This window comes from Paenibacillus nuruki (genome assembly GCF_963311185.1).
Lineage (GTDB): Bacteria > Bacillota > Bacilli > Paenibacillales > Paenibacillaceae > Saccharibacillus > Saccharibacillus nuruki.
The window spans coordinates 2841193-2854531 of sequence record NZ_OY725677.1; the positions used below are offsets into that span (position 1 = coordinate 2841193).

Consider the following 13339-nt stretch of genomic DNA (forward strand, 5'->3'; position numbering starts at 1 on the left):
CTTGATTCAATTATCTAAAAATAATCGTTTAGCGATCTTATTAACGTTTACTTGGATCATATGGCTGTCCGAGTGCAGAAGGCGCACTTGAACGTCCTACTGCTGCAACCAATACAATAATCGTTAATACGTATGGCAACATGTAGATTACTTCTTGCGGAATGCTTTGTGTCCAGGCAAATAGCTGTACATAGTTACGCACCGCTTGAGCAAGACCAAAGAATACAGCCGCTCCAAATGCTCCCCATGGATTCCATTTACCAAAGATCATCGCTGCAATCGCAATATAACCTTGCCCTGAAATCGTATTATGTGAAAATGTACCTGTGGTTGTGAGTGTAATTGTTGCTCCACCAATCCCAGCAAGCGCTCCACTCAGCATAACTCCGATATAACGTAACCGATTTACTTTGATCCCTACGGTATCTGCTGCACTTGGATGTTCCCCAACAGAACGTAGACGTAGACCAAATGGTGTTTTGTACAAAACAAAGTAAGTCACAATCACAGCTACTACTGCTAAATAAGTGGTAGGGTACGCATGGAAAAAGACATCACCAATCAATGGAATCGTAGATAGATAAGGAATATTCACTTTATCAAATCCAGAGATCAATCCTGTTTCACCCGCACCGTCAAATAACAATTTAACCATGTACAATGTACTACCTGCCGCTAAAAAGTTAATAACGATACCACTGATAACCTGATCAGCTTTGAATGTAATCGAAGCAACCGCATGGATAAGAGAAACTAAAATTCCAAATACCATCGCTGCCAACACACCGACACAAGCAGCACCGAAGCCGCTTAATCCTGCATCTTGAGCATAAAAACCTGCTACCCCCGCTGCAAATGCACCAAAAATCATCAAACCTTCTAACCCTAGATTGGTTACCCCAGATTTCTCTGAAAAGATACCGCCTAAAGATGTAAAGATAAGTGCTGTAGCAAAGACTAGCGTCGTATTAATAAGCTGTCCAATAATAGTCAACACGTCCATTACAACACCTTCTCTTTCTTACGTTTTGCATAAAAAGGCTTTAAGACCCAACGTACAATGCCTTGTGCTGCAATAAAGAAAATAATCGCTCCGATAACAATACGAACAATCTCTGGTGGAACATCAGCGCTAAAGCTCATACCTGCTGAACCATACGTTAAAGTACCAAACAGAATTGAACCTAGAATAATACCAAATGGATTATTCAAACCAATAAGAGCAACTGCAATTCCATCAAATCCAGTACCTGGCGAACTTGCCATAACCGATTGATATTGGAATACGCCTAATACTTCAAAAGAACCTGCAAGACCTGCAAACATACCACTGATAAACATCGCTTTTACAATATTACGATTCACGTTCATCCCTGCATATTTGGAAGCATCCTGGTTGAAACCAACAGCACGCAGTTCGTACCCTTGTTTCGTTTTCCACATAAATACATAGAAGAATACAGCAGCAGCCAAAGCAATGGCTGTTCCCCAGTGTACACGAGCATTACCCATCATTTCAGATAACCACATGATCGCAATCGATGCACTTGGTTGAATATCTTCAGAACGATTTTGCCCTTGTAACAACATAAAGTGATTAATCACAAAGTTGGCTAGATACAGACCGATCCAGTTCAACATGATACATGAGATAACTTCGTTTACTCCTCGAACCGCTTTGAGGAAACCAGCGATAGCCGCCCATAGCCCTCCGAAGATAGCTCCTGCGATAATCGCAAGCGGTGCATGAATATAAGCAGGAAGACCGTGTAATTGAACAGCAACCACTGTAGCAGCTGTCATTCCAATCAGAAACTGTCCTTCTCCGCCGATATTAAATAATCCTGCACGCGCTGCAAAAGCAAATGCCATACCTGTCATAATCAAAGGCGTCATTTCACGAATAGCTTCACCGAAATCATACGGATCACCGTATACACGGGTCAGCAATGCAGAATAAGCATCAATCGGATTGTATCCACCAATCAACATCACAATCGCACCCAAAATGAGTCCCATAATAATCGCTACAATTGGTAATACAAACGAATCTTTGGTTATAGCTTTGAGAATATTATTCATGTGCTGCACCTCTCTTCGCGGTGCTTCCTGCCATCATCAAGCCTAATTCCTGATCATTGGTTTTCTCTGGTAGCACTTCGCCTACAATTTGTCCTTCATAAATAACAGCGATGCGATCAGATACATTAATAATTTCATCCAATTCAAAAGAGATCAACAATACAGCTTTACCTTGATCACGTTGTGCAATCAATTGTTGCTGAACAAATTCAATCGCTCCGACATCCAGCCCACGAGTAGGTTGAGCAGCAATCATTAATGTAGGATTTTTATCAATTTCACGCGCAATAATCGCTTTCTGCTGATTACCACCGGATAGTGAACGTGCATGAGTAGCAATACTTGGTGTACGCACATCAAAGCGTTCAACTAAACGTGTAGCATGCTTATCAATCGCATCAAAGTTCAAAAATCCGCCTTTGTTAAATGGAGGCTTATAGTACGTTTCCAGTACCATATTCTCACTTACAGAGAAATCGAGTACCAGACCATGTTTGTGACGATCTTCTGGAATATGAGATACGCCTGATTCTGTAATTTTACGAGGAGACATATTCGTAATGTCTTGACCTAGTAATTTTACCGTACCACCATACACATGTCTTAGACCGGTAAGTGCTTCAATCAGTTCACTTTGACCATTACCATCTACTCCAGCAATCCCTAGAATTTCTCCAGCTCTTACTTGTAGATTCAAGCCTTGTAATACCGCAGTACCTTCTTTGTTGTTAGAAACGATATTTGCCATTTCCAATACTACAGATCCAGGTTCAGCTGGCTTTTTGTCGACTTTGAACGTAACATTACGACCGACCATTTTCTCAGCTAATTCTTGTGGAGTCGTTTCTGACTTTTTAACAGTGTCGACTACTTTACCACGACGAATAATGGTTACATTGTCGGCAATTTTCATAATTTCTTTAAGCTTATGTGTAATCAGAATAATTGATTTGCCTTCAGCCACAAGACGCTTCATAATCTCCATTAATTCTGAAATTTCTTGAGGGGTCAAAACGGCTGTGGGTTCATCGAAAATCAAAATTTCTGCACCACGATATAATGTTTTCAGTATTTCTACCCGTTGCTGCATACCTACTGAAATATCATGGATTTTGGCATTTGGATTAACTTGTAGACCATATTGTTCGGAAAGCTGGCGAATCTCTTCGGTCGCTTTTTTATAATTGATTCGGGTTCCTTTTTTCGGTTCTGAACCCAGAATGATATTCTCAGTAACTGTAAATGGTTGAACGAGTTTGAAGTGCTGATGCACCATACCAATCCCGAGCTCAATCGCTCTGTTAGGACTGTCAATGATCACAGGTTCTCCATTAACTTCGATACTACCTTCTTCAGGCTGATATAAACCAAATACAACATTCATCAATGTTGATTTACCTGCACCATTTTCACCTAGCAGAGCATGAATTTCTCCCTTGTGCAGCTTAAAACTAATAGAATCATTGGCAATAATACCAGGAAAGACTTTTGTTATTTGTTTCAACTCTACCACAGGGGTTGCTGCACCCATGAGATCACCCTTATAAGCGTATTGATTGGCATAGACGTATGATTAACAGTCTATTACCGAAAGCTAAAAACATCGTATTTTCCCAAACGACAATCAACATTATACTGAGCCATCCGGCTGTAAACGTGACAACAAGGCTAGTATCTGTTAACCAGCCTTGTTGTTTGTTATTTATTTAAGAACATTTCATCATGAAAAAGAAATTACTCGCTAGGAACAGTCAATTCGCCGCTAACAATTTTAGCTTTGTATTCATCAGCCAATTTGATTACATCAGCAGGAACGTTTTTGGAAGAAGTATCTGCTAAGCCTACGCCATCCTCTTTAAGTCCCAATACTTCTGTACCACCAGCAAATGTACCGTCTACGACTTCTTTAGATACTTTCTCTACAGCAACGTCTACACGTTTAACCATAGAAGTTAAAGTCACTTTATCACCAAATTCTAGTGATTGGTCTTTATCTACACCGATAACCCATGCTGTTTGACCAGAGTTAGAACGGGAAGCTGCTTCATTAAATACGCCTGTACCTGTACCACCAGCAGCATGGAAAATGATATCCGCGCCATCGTTATACATTGTAGCTGCTGCTGCTTTACCTAGATCAGGCTTATCAAATGCACCTGTGTAGTTTACAAGCAATTCAGCATCAGGGTTTACTGCTTTAATACCTGCTTTAAAACCAACTTCGAATTTTTTGATCAATGGACTATCTACCCCACCGACAAATCCGATTTTGTTGGATTTTGTCATTTTACCTGCTACAACACCTACTAAGAAGGAACCTTCGTTTTCAGAGAATGTTACAGATTTAACGTTAGGAGCATCAACTACACTATCAATAATAGCTAATTTTGCATCTGGGTTTTGTTTAGCTACAGTAGCAATACCATCTGCTAAGCTAAAACCAATTCCCCAAGTTAAGCTGTAATCGCCTTTTACAAATTGATTCAAGTTAGGAATATAATCCTGATCGGATTTACTTTGCAGATATTTCACTTCTGCTCCGCTTTCAGTTTTTACTTTTTCAAGAGCTTCCCAAGCAGATTGGTTAAATGATTTATCATTTACGCCACCTACGTCAGTTACCATACCAATTTTAACATCGCTTTTTGCTGCTCCGCCTGTAGCATCGCCACTCCCTGCGTTGTCAGTACTGTTGCTTTTGTTCCCACAAGCTGCTAGTACCAATGAAAATGCTAGCAACATAATGAGTGAAAGTTTGTACGCCTTCTTCATGAATCTTTTTCCCCCTTAGAAGTATAAGCTATGATCTGCTGCCTCTCTGTCTGGATACGAACATTTTTACCCTTATCGAGCTCAATATTCGTTATAGGTGCAGATTTAACAGTCGATGAACAAATTATACAATCAAGTGGTAAGAAAATCTACTATTTAAATTACTATTGGTTAATTAATTTACGATTTTATTTTCTGAAAGCGCTTTATTATGTAAAAATATACTATTTAATGTTAATCTCGTGTAACATTATCGTTCATAGTCTTTACACGTTTTACGTTTTAATGCGTTAAACTGTTATTTATGTGTTATGTTTTATTACTATGTATACTTTTTAGAATAATTTGCGTATAAAAAGAGCCACCGGATCATCCGACGGCTCTTTATGCAACACAGAAGAATAAATCTTATGCGTTAATTTTTTCTTTAGCTACAGTAGCCAATGAGTTAAACGCGTTAACATCATTTACAGCCAATTCAGCTAACATTTTACGGTTAATATCAACACCAGCCAATTTAAGACCGTGCATCAATTTGTTGTAAGACAATCCGTTGATACGTGCTGCTGCGTTAATACGAACGATCCACAATCTGCGGAAGTTACGTTTTGTCTGACGACGGTCACGGTAAGCATACACCAAAGATTTGTTAACTTGCTCTTTTGCTGTTTTAAAAATACGGTGTTTGGAACCGAAGTAACCTTTTGCTAATTTAAGAATTTTCTTATGTCTGCGACGTGTGACGAATCCGCCCTTCACTCTTGCCATATCAGTAAACCTCCCAGTAAATTAAATTATTTAAGATTAGATAATTGTTGTTTCAAACGTTTTACATCGCCGCTAGACATCAACGGGTTTGTTCCCAAAACGCGTTTTTGACGTTTGGATTTGTGAGAAAGCAAGTGGTTTTTAAACGCTTTATAACGTTTGATTTTACCTGTTCCTGTAATTTTGAAGCGTCCTTTTAAACTACTATGAGTTTTCATTTTAGGCATTTTAATATCCCCCTTTTAATTTTTCGGCGCCAAGATCATGATCATGCTGCGGCCTTCTAATTTTGGTTGGCGCTCAACTGTGCAAAGTTCTTCAACTTCAACTTTTACACGATCCAATATTTTTTGACCAATACTTGCATGTGTAATTTCGCGACCGCGGAAGCGGACCGAGCATTTCACTTTGTCGCCATCTTTTAAGAATTTTACAACATTGCGGAGTTTAGTTTGATAATCATGCTCCTCAATGTTAGCACGGAACCATACTTCTTTAAGATCAACGATCTTTTGGTTTTTACGTGCTTCTTTTTCTTTCTTCTGTTGCTCATAACGGAATTTACCGTAGTCCATAATACGACATACAGGTGGTTTCGCTTGTGGAGCTACATTTACAAGATCCATGTTCAAATCGATTGCCATCTGCAATGCTTCACGAGTAGGCGTAATTCCGATCTGTTCACCTTCAGCACCAACCAGGCGTACTTCTTTAACCCGGATTTCGTCATTGATCATATGTTCTTTACTAATAACTTTCCACCTCCATATTATGATCGTGCAACTATAATAAATATACAAATTAAAAAGGGATGCAGGTCTAGTCACCCGCATCCCTTGATCAGCTAATATCCATAACAAGACAAATCTTGTCAATAAATCTCAGATCAATGAACCAGCCGACTATTATCGGGCAGGTGAGAAGCAAAGCTTCTACTTTATATATTCTCAATCACGTACTAAAATATTGTATCATATCTATTTGATATATACAACCCTTTTTATAAAATAAATTAAATGCCTATCAAACATACATTTAGACTCATCGTATTTATCACATTCTATTACATAAACCATCTATCTAATTATAGTAGAAATTATGTTATAGGCCATGTATAAACAAAAGACCGATATAACAACTTAGCTGTTATATCGGTCTTTTTTAATTGTAGCTATATTGCATTACATGGTTATTAACCTTGTTTGCTTTGTACTTCTTCCAAACGTACAACACGCGTATGTTGAGTGTGACTCCATTGCTTGTTGTTTTGTGTGAAGAAAGCATAGAACGTAATTGGCCACCAAGATAGACCGTAGATTGGGAATAACAACAAGTATAGATATACTTTCCAAGACTTCACTTTTTCTAATGCCATTGCAAGAATAAAAGTAACAACATTGGCACCAATTGCTGTAATAGCTACCCACATTGGCAAGTAGTTATAGATTGTAGCGATATGTGGTCCACCTAGAATAGCTGTATCAATCCACATTGCCGCAGTCATTAAGAATGTAACTAAAACAATATATACGTTGACACTATACAGTGCCAAGTCGAATTTGATAATACTCATTTCTTTTACACTTTTCCATAGTAGCGGGAAGAAATAACGACGAGCTACTGTAAAGTGACCTTGCATCCAACGCAAACGTTGACGAGAAGAAGCTTTGAATGTTAACGGCTTTTCATCAAATACTTTTGCATCATAACTAAAGCGTGGGTAAATTCCTTTTTCTGCACAACGCATTGTAAATTCTAAATCTTCTACAAGACTTGTTGCGCCCCAGCCGATTTCTTTCAATAGTTCATTTTCAAAACACATTCCTGTACCACCAAGGAAGTTCGCCATATTCAAATTATGACGGGACAATTGCCATAGACGGTTGATGTACCAGTAAGATACGCCATAAGCAGCAGTGATCCAAGAATCTTCTGGATTCTTTGTATCAATATAACCTTGAATAACGCGTGCACCTTCACACATGTCGTTGTTCATTTCTGTCAAGAATCTGTGGTCTGCCAAGTTATCAGCATCAAACATAACGATACCATCATACTGACGAGGCATACTCCACAATTCTCTTAGCATCCACTCGATCGCGTATCCTTTACCGCGTTCTGCTGGATTAGTACGTACACAAGCATTCATTCCGTGACTACGTACGATATCTGCTGTACCATCTGTACAGTTATCACAGATAACAAACACATCATATAATTCAGCCGGATAATCCATATTTTTTAGATTTTCCATTAGTGCTCCAATAACGGTTTCCTCATTATGCGCTGCAACAAGTACCGCGAATGATTTCTGTGGAGCATGATCCGGTCTTTTTTTCCTTTTAACAATTCCAAATAGCGAGAATGAAAACTGATATACACCGATAACTGCCAGCATAACCTGGAGCACGATAAATATAGCATCAATAACGTTTCCCATAATAACTGTGAACCTCCTTAAATTTTAAAACCCCAATATAACAAATTCACTCTTTTTCTCTAGATCACTAATTTCAAGACGTCACATTTTAAATTTAATTTTTAGCATGAGTCGCTTTAAAACTTTTCACCCCAGATGATTATACTATGACGAACATTAAAGTTATGTTACAAAACGATTACAAGCGACATTAAGATTTTGCACATTTTTTGTGGATTTGTCAAAATTCTAAAAGAGGGTATACGGTTAAAAACCATGGAATTACGACCAGTTATATGCAATAAATGTTACAGAACAAGGTTTAACGCCATTTTATGCCTGTTTATGTTCTATTTGCTTATTTTTATTGCTAATGGTGTTTGATTTGTATGAGGATCAATAATGGAGCTATGGTGACTGTGAAGCTTGTGGTTGTATTTCTTTGAATTTTTAAACGTATTTAATTAGGTTGAACCATCTTATTGATAACGATTTACATATTGGTTGAACTCGATGTGAATGACTTTAGCCATTCTCGGGTAAGGGTAATAAGAAATACTTTTGGATTATTTTGCAAATCAGGTTTAAACTATTGGGTAACTTACAAAAGTTGTATCTATTTTAACACTCTGTTAACGTTATAAAGCTTGAAAAGCGTACTGAATAAAAATATGATGAATATAAGCCGAAAATTGGCAATTAATACGGGGGTCTCTCATGCGTCATTTTCTTATTCGCCTACAAACGATGGAGCAACACATTTTCAGATGGTTTAACTCAAGACTTCATAATAAGTTTTTAAATCTTTTCTTTTATTACTTAACAAATCTAGGCGGAGCGACATTCACCATTATAGCTACTCTGGCGGTATGGCAATTTGCACCCGCACCTTGGGGCCGCGCAGGACTTCAAGCTGCTGTAGCATTAGCCATTAGCCATGTCCCTGTAGCTATCGTCAAAAAGCTGTACCCACGTATTCGTCCTTATCTGGCTATCCCAGAAACGATTACGTTCCGCAATCCATTAACAGACCATTCGTTTCCATCAGGACATACGACAGCGATCTTTTCTGTTACTGTTCCATTTATGTTGACAGATCCACTCATGATTCTGTTGCTGTTGCCATTCGCACTGATTGTTGCTGTATCACGTATGTACTTGGGATTACATTATCCTTCAGATGTACTGGTGGGAGCTGCGATCGGAACATCGGTAGCGATGGGTACATTTGCATTATGGCCATAAAAAAGCTATTCTAGCAATATTACCGGATTGTTACAGTAGTGTTACAGAGAAGGATTAATACTTATCCTTCCTCTACTCCATTTTATTAGAGAATACCTTGCAGAAAAGGTGAATTGGACGTGTCAAAATATAGAGTGCTGCTTTTGTCGGAAGGTTTTGGTTCGGGTCACACACAGGCTGCTTATGCATTAGCGAGTAGCTTACGCAAAATCTCGCCGAATATTCAGACTAAGGTACTGGAACTCGGTAGTTTCCTTAATCCTAAAGTGGCTCCATTGATCCTAACCGCATACAAAAAAACGGTCATCTCGCAACCAAGACTTGTGCGTATGATGTATCGTAGCCAATACAAAAAATCGATCAATCGGCTAGCTACGCTAGCTTTGCATCGTCTTTTCTATACACATACTCATAATGTTGTTCGGCAGTTAAAGCCAGATGTGATTGTATGTACGCATCCGATTCCCGGAGCAGTGATTTCACGGCTTAAACGTTTAGGGCTGCGTACCCCATTATGTATGGTCATTACAGATTACGATGCTCATGGAACATGGGTGAGTCCAGAAGTGAACCGTTATCTAGTCTCTACACCTGATGTACGTTCCAAATTAATACAGCGTGGTGTACCTATTCAGAAAATCGAAGTCTCTGGTATTCCTGTCCACCCTAAGTTCTGGGAACATACAGGCAAAGTCGAATTTCAACAGAAGTTTGGACTCAAAAATATGCCGACTGTGTTAGTGATGAGCGGTGGTTGGGGATTGATGAGCGATGATGTGGTCAATGCGTATCTCACCAGCTTCAGTGATAAGATCCAATTTATTTTTTGTTTTGGTAACAATGATAAAGCGTATCGCAAAGCTGAGCAGAATGTGAACTTTAATCATCCTAATATTCATTTGATTCGATACACCAATGAAATTGATCAATTGATGGAAGTTTCGGATCTTCTTGTAACCAAACCGGGAGGAATGACATGTACAGAAGGATTAGCCAAAGCGATCCCGATGTTATTCTATAATCCTTTACCCGGACAAGAAGAAAAAAATTCTCAGTATTTCACGCAACAAGGTTGGGGAGAACCGATTACATCGATTGATGTGGTTACCGAATGGATGGAATTGTTGATCAATGATTATGATGCTGTGGTAGAACAACGTAAGCAAAATATAGCTCAGATTGATCGTTATAATCCAACGCAAAGTGCCCATAGTATTGCTGAAATGGTAGAAAAAAGTAAGGTCTTATCCTAAGTCGCTGGATAAGACCTTACTTTTTTTGTGGTATAAATCAATATTTATCTAAACGCATCGCTTGATATTCACGCAATACTTCTTCACCGATCAGTACTTCACAACGATGAATATTCATGCCTTTACCCATAAATTTAGCTTCGTATTCTGTCATCACATGCTCTTCATTGATCCCATCGCGATGAAGATTCAGACTCAAATTGGTCATTTGTAGACCATAATCTGCAAATGAATTCAAAGAGAACTCAAACAATGTTTCAGAATCGGTTTTGAAATGAATTTCACCACGAGCATTTAACAATTTACAATACATTTCCAAAAAGCGTGGATGTGTTAAGCGACGACGACCGTGTTTCTTTTTCGGCCATGGATCACTAAAATTAAGATAGATTCGCTCAATCTCACCCGGTGCAAAAACCTCTTCAATCTTCTCAATATTCGCACGGGCTAGCTGAATCGTTGTAGGTTCACCACGCTCTGCTTCTTCCCAAGCTATTCTTGTTTTTTCACTGGCACGGCGTACCAATTCATCGTACATATCAAATCCAATATAATTGACGTTTGGATGCTTAACGCTCATCTGGCTAACAAATCTTCCTTTACCCATGCCAAATTCAACATGAATCGGTAGATCATTATCGAAACGTTCTTGCCATTTTCCTTTATATTGTTCAGGATTCAGCACGACTAAATCTTCCTGCTGCTCCAATCCTTCACGTATTCCTTTTCTACCTCGTAAACGCATGTCGTTCCTCCGATTTCAATGGTGTATATAGTTATCCTACTACTAAGGCATTATTGTGACGAAGAAATGAGAAAAAGTAAAGCATTTATCTGCATATCTATCTGTAAACAGGAAAAAAGGATCTCCCTTCTCTGCAAGCAGATTAGAAAATCCTTTTCTCTATATTTGGAATTGGGGTCCAACAAATTTAGCAATCATAGTCTACCATTTTTTGCTCAAAAATTAAATGATTTGTTGTAATAAACTATGAAAAAATAAAGCTTTTAAGTTGTTTCTAACAATGATTACCCCTTTTTTAATCGAATGAAGCGAGCCTTACTTTTAAAACATTTATTTTGTGAATAATATTTGGAAGTTCGTCACCTGCCGCTATCTTTTAAATAAAAATGTTTGTTACAATATAACCTGAATTAGACGTATGATTCATACTTTAAATATCGTAATCAAGAACGATCGAAGGAGCTTCACTATGCTTACAACTCAAGCTACCTCCACTCCCTTATTATGGAGTGATAAAAGGTTCCATACGTGGAATACCGAAATGCGTGAACAATTTGGAAATAAAGTATTCAAAGTCACCTTAGATGCTGGATTTACCTGTCCCAATCGTGATGGATCAATCGCCAAAGGGGGTTGCACATTCTGTAGTGCTCGCGGTTCAGGAGATTTTGCAGGCAGTCGTCGTGATGATCTGGTCACTCAATTTAATTATATTCGTGATCGTCAGCATCAGAAATGGCCTCATGCTCAGTATATTGGTTATTTTCAGGCGTATACAAATACATATGCTCCTGTCGAACAATTACGTGAGTACTTTGAAATTATTTTGCAGCAACCCGGTGTGGTCGGATTATCAATAGCGACTCGTCCTGATTGTCTACCTGATGATGTAGTCGATTATTTGGCTGAATTGAATGAACGTACTTATCTATGGGTTGAAATGGGATTACAAACGATTCATGAGTCTACTTCAGAGCTGATCAATCGTGCTCATGATAGCCAATGTTATGAAGAAGCGGTCGCCAAGTTACGTGCTCGTGGTATCCGTGTCTGTGCTCATATTATATACGGACTGCCTCAAGAAACGCATGAAATGATGTTAGATACCGGTCGTGCTGTAGCCCAAATGGATGTACAAGGCATCAAAATTCACCTGCTCCATCTTATGCGCAAAACACCGATGGTTAAGCAGTATGAAGCGGGATTATTACGCTTTTTGGAAAAAGACGAATATATTAAGTTGATCGTAGATACGCTTGAAATTTTACCACCAGAGATGATCGTGCACCGTCTTACAGGAGATGCACCTCGTGATCTATTGATCGGGCCGATGTGGAGTCTGCGAAAATGGGAAGTTCTTAACGGGATTGATGATGAATTGAAGCAACGGGACACATGGCAAAGCAAATATTGGAGAGCACTTTGATATGGGATTTCTGTCTGTTTTAAGTTATGCTCATAAATTAGTATTGGAACGTCTGGATGCTCATTCAGGTTATGCAATTGATGCGACTGCTGGCACAGGTGTAGACACGCTGATGCTTGCTAAAGCCGCTGGAAGACGTGGACAGGTATTTAGCTTTGATATTCAACAAGATGCACTGGATCGTACACAGGAGCGTTTAGATAAGGAAGACCAAGCTAAGCTTGCTTCTGTGCAATTGATTCTGGATAGTCATGCTACAATGAGCCAGTATATTCCTGAAGCTCAGCATGGTAAGATTCAAGTGATCATGTTTAATCTTGGGTATCTGCCTACAGGGGATCTGAGTATTATTACTGAACCAGATTCTACATTGACGGCTTTGGCTTCTGCTTTTGACTTATTAGCTATTCGGGGAATACTCACGATTGTTCTCTATCCCGGACATGCTGGCGGAGCAGAAGAAGCAGAAGCTGTACAAGCTTGGGCCTCTTCTCTCTCAGTATCTGTAGCACAATCGATTATTTATCGTCAATTGCAACGGCAAGATGCTCCTTATCTGATCGCAATTGAGAAAAAAGGATCATCAATACCATGAATAAGTATCCACTGCTGTATTGGAAGTAACATTA

General features: G+C 38.9%; 13 protein-coding genes. 4 read left to right on the top strand and 9 right to left on the bottom strand.

The window, feature by feature from the left end; all coding sequences use genetic code 11:
* Positions 1 to 40: 40 nt before the first annotated feature.
* The 8 genes from RCP16_RS12675 to RCP16_RS12710 all read right to left on the bottom strand — a co-directional run bounded on the left by RCP16_RS12675 (position 41) and on the right by RCP16_RS12710 (position 8062).
* A complete protein-coding gene (locus RCP16_RS12675; RefSeq protein ID WP_069327254.1) occupies positions 41 to 1003 on the bottom strand; it encodes an ABC transporter permease in 963 nt (320 codons plus the stop codon).
* Positions 1003 to 2082: an ABC transporter permease gene (locus tag RCP16_RS12680; protein ID WP_069327253.1), complete on the bottom strand. Its 1080-nt coding sequence runs from the start codon at positions 2080 to 2082 to the stop codon at positions 1003 to 1005. The genes RCP16_RS12675 and RCP16_RS12680 overlap by 1 nt, the downstream gene beginning before the upstream one ends.
* Positions 2075 to 3613: an ABC transporter ATP-binding protein gene (locus tag RCP16_RS12685; RefSeq protein ID WP_308640440.1), complete on the bottom strand. Its 1539-nt coding sequence runs from the start codon at positions 3611 to 3613 to the stop codon at positions 2075 to 2077. Before RCP16_RS12685 ends, RCP16_RS12680 begins: the two co-directional genes overlap by 8 nt.
* A gap of 203 nt (positions 3614 to 3816) precedes the next feature.
* Entirely contained in the window at positions 3817 to 4854 is a 1038-nt protein-coding gene (locus RCP16_RS12690) for a BMP family lipoprotein (RefSeq protein WP_137222218.1), read from the bottom strand.
* Between the two features lie 408 nt (positions 4855 to 5262).
* On the bottom strand, positions 5263 to 5622 hold the full coding sequence (rplT, locus tag RCP16_RS12695) for a 50S ribosomal protein L20 (protein WP_069327250.1): 360 nt from the start codon (positions 5620 to 5622) through the stop codon (positions 5263 to 5265).
* Positions 5623 to 5648: 26 nt separating this feature from the next.
* Positions 5649 to 5849 carry a 50S ribosomal protein L35 gene (gene rpmI / locus RCP16_RS12700; RefSeq protein WP_069327249.1) on the bottom strand — a complete coding sequence of 67 codons (201 nt, stop codon included), beginning with the start codon at positions 5847 to 5849 and terminating at the stop codon, positions 5649 to 5651.
* A gap of 15 nt (positions 5850 to 5864) precedes the next feature.
* A complete protein-coding gene (infC, locus tag RCP16_RS12705; protein WP_069327248.1) occupies positions 5865 to 6359 on the bottom strand; it encodes a translation initiation factor IF-3 in 495 nt (164 codons plus the stop codon).
* 455 nt (positions 6360 to 6814) lie between these two features.
* Positions 6815 to 8062 carry a glycosyltransferase family 2 protein gene (locus RCP16_RS12710; RefSeq protein WP_069327247.1) on the bottom strand — a complete coding sequence of 416 codons (1248 nt, stop codon included), beginning with the start codon at positions 8060 to 8062 and terminating at the stop codon, positions 6815 to 6817.
* 696 nt (positions 8063 to 8758) lie between these two features.
* Between RCP16_RS12710 and RCP16_RS12715 the strand changes: the two genes are divergently transcribed.
* Together RCP16_RS12715 and RCP16_RS12720 are read left to right on the top strand one after the other, a co-directional pair.
* Positions 8759 to 9286, top strand: a complete 528-nt coding sequence (locus RCP16_RS12715) for a phosphatase PAP2 family protein (protein ID WP_069327246.1) — start codon at positions 8759 to 8761, stop codon at positions 9284 to 9286.
* A 119-nt stretch (positions 9287 to 9405) separates the two neighbouring features.
* Entirely contained in the window at positions 9406 to 10539 is a 1134-nt protein-coding gene (locus RCP16_RS12720; RefSeq protein ID WP_069327245.1) for an MGDG synthase family glycosyltransferase, read from the top strand.
* Positions 10540 to 10576: 37 nt separating this feature from the next.
* On the opposite strand, the gene trmB is transcribed toward RCP16_RS12720, so the two are convergent.
* On the bottom strand, positions 10577 to 11284 hold the full coding sequence (gene trmB, locus RCP16_RS12725) for a tRNA (guanosine(46)-N7)-methyltransferase TrmB (RefSeq protein ID WP_137222215.1): 708 nt from the start codon (positions 11282 to 11284) through the stop codon (positions 10577 to 10579).
* Positions 11285 to 11753: 469 nt separating this feature from the next.
* Here trmB and mnmL point away from each other — a divergent pair, with 469 nt between their 5' ends.
* Positions 11754 to 12710, top strand: coding sequence for a tRNA modification radical SAM protein MnmL/YtqA (gene mnmL, locus RCP16_RS12730; RefSeq protein ID WP_308640441.1), 957 nt, complete (start codon positions 11754 to 11756; stop codon positions 12708 to 12710).
* 1 nt (position 12711) lies between these two features.
* Positions 12712 to 13305, top strand: a complete 594-nt coding sequence (gene mnmM, locus RCP16_RS12735; protein WP_308640442.1) for a tRNA 5-(aminomethyl)-2-thiouridylate-methyltransferase MnmM — start codon at positions 12712 to 12714, stop codon at positions 13303 to 13305.
* The last annotated feature ends 34 nt before the right edge of the window (positions 13306 to 13339 follow it).

Coding starts and splice junctions, on each gene's coding strand:
- RCP16_RS12675 (WP_069327254.1), bottom strand. CDS start 1,003: ATGGACGTGTTGACTATTATTGGACAGCTTATTAATACGACGCTAGTC.
- RCP16_RS12680 (WP_069327253.1), bottom strand. CDS start 2,082: ATGAATAATATTCTCAAAGCTATAACCAAAGATTCGTTTGTATTACCA.
- RCP16_RS12685 (WP_308640440.1), bottom strand. CDS start 3,613: ATGGGTGCAGCAACCCCTGTGGTAGAGTTGAAACAAATAACAAAAGTC.
- RCP16_RS12690 (WP_137222218.1), bottom strand. CDS start 4,854: ATGAAGAAGGCGTACAAACTTTCACTCATTATGTTGCTAGCATTTTCA.
- rplT (WP_069327250.1), bottom strand. CDS start 5,622: ATGGCAAGAGTGAAGGGCGGATTCGTCACACGTCGCAGACATAAGAAA.
- rpmI (WP_069327249.1), bottom strand. CDS start 5,849: ATGCCTAAAATGAAAACTCATAGTAGTTTAAAAGGACGCTTCAAAATT.
- infC (WP_069327248.1), bottom strand. CDS start 6,359: ATGATCAATGACGAAATCCGGGTTAAAGAAGTACGCCTGGTTGGTGCT.
- RCP16_RS12710 (WP_069327247.1), bottom strand. CDS start 8,062: ATGGGAAACGTTATTGATGCTATATTTATCGTGCTCCAGGTTATGCTG.
- RCP16_RS12715 (WP_069327246.1), top strand. CDS start 8,759: ATGCGTCATTTTCTTATTCGCCTACAAACGATGGAGCAACACATTTTC.
- trmB (WP_137222215.1), bottom strand. CDS start 11,284: ATGCGTTTACGAGGTAGAAAAGGAATACGTGAAGGATTGGAGCAGCAG.
- mnmL (WP_308640441.1), top strand. CDS start 11,754: ATGCTTACAACTCAAGCTACCTCCACTCCCTTATTATGGAGTGATAAA.
- mnmM (WP_308640442.1), top strand. CDS start 12,712: ATGGGATTTCTGTCTGTTTTAAGTTATGCTCATAAATTAGTATTGGAA.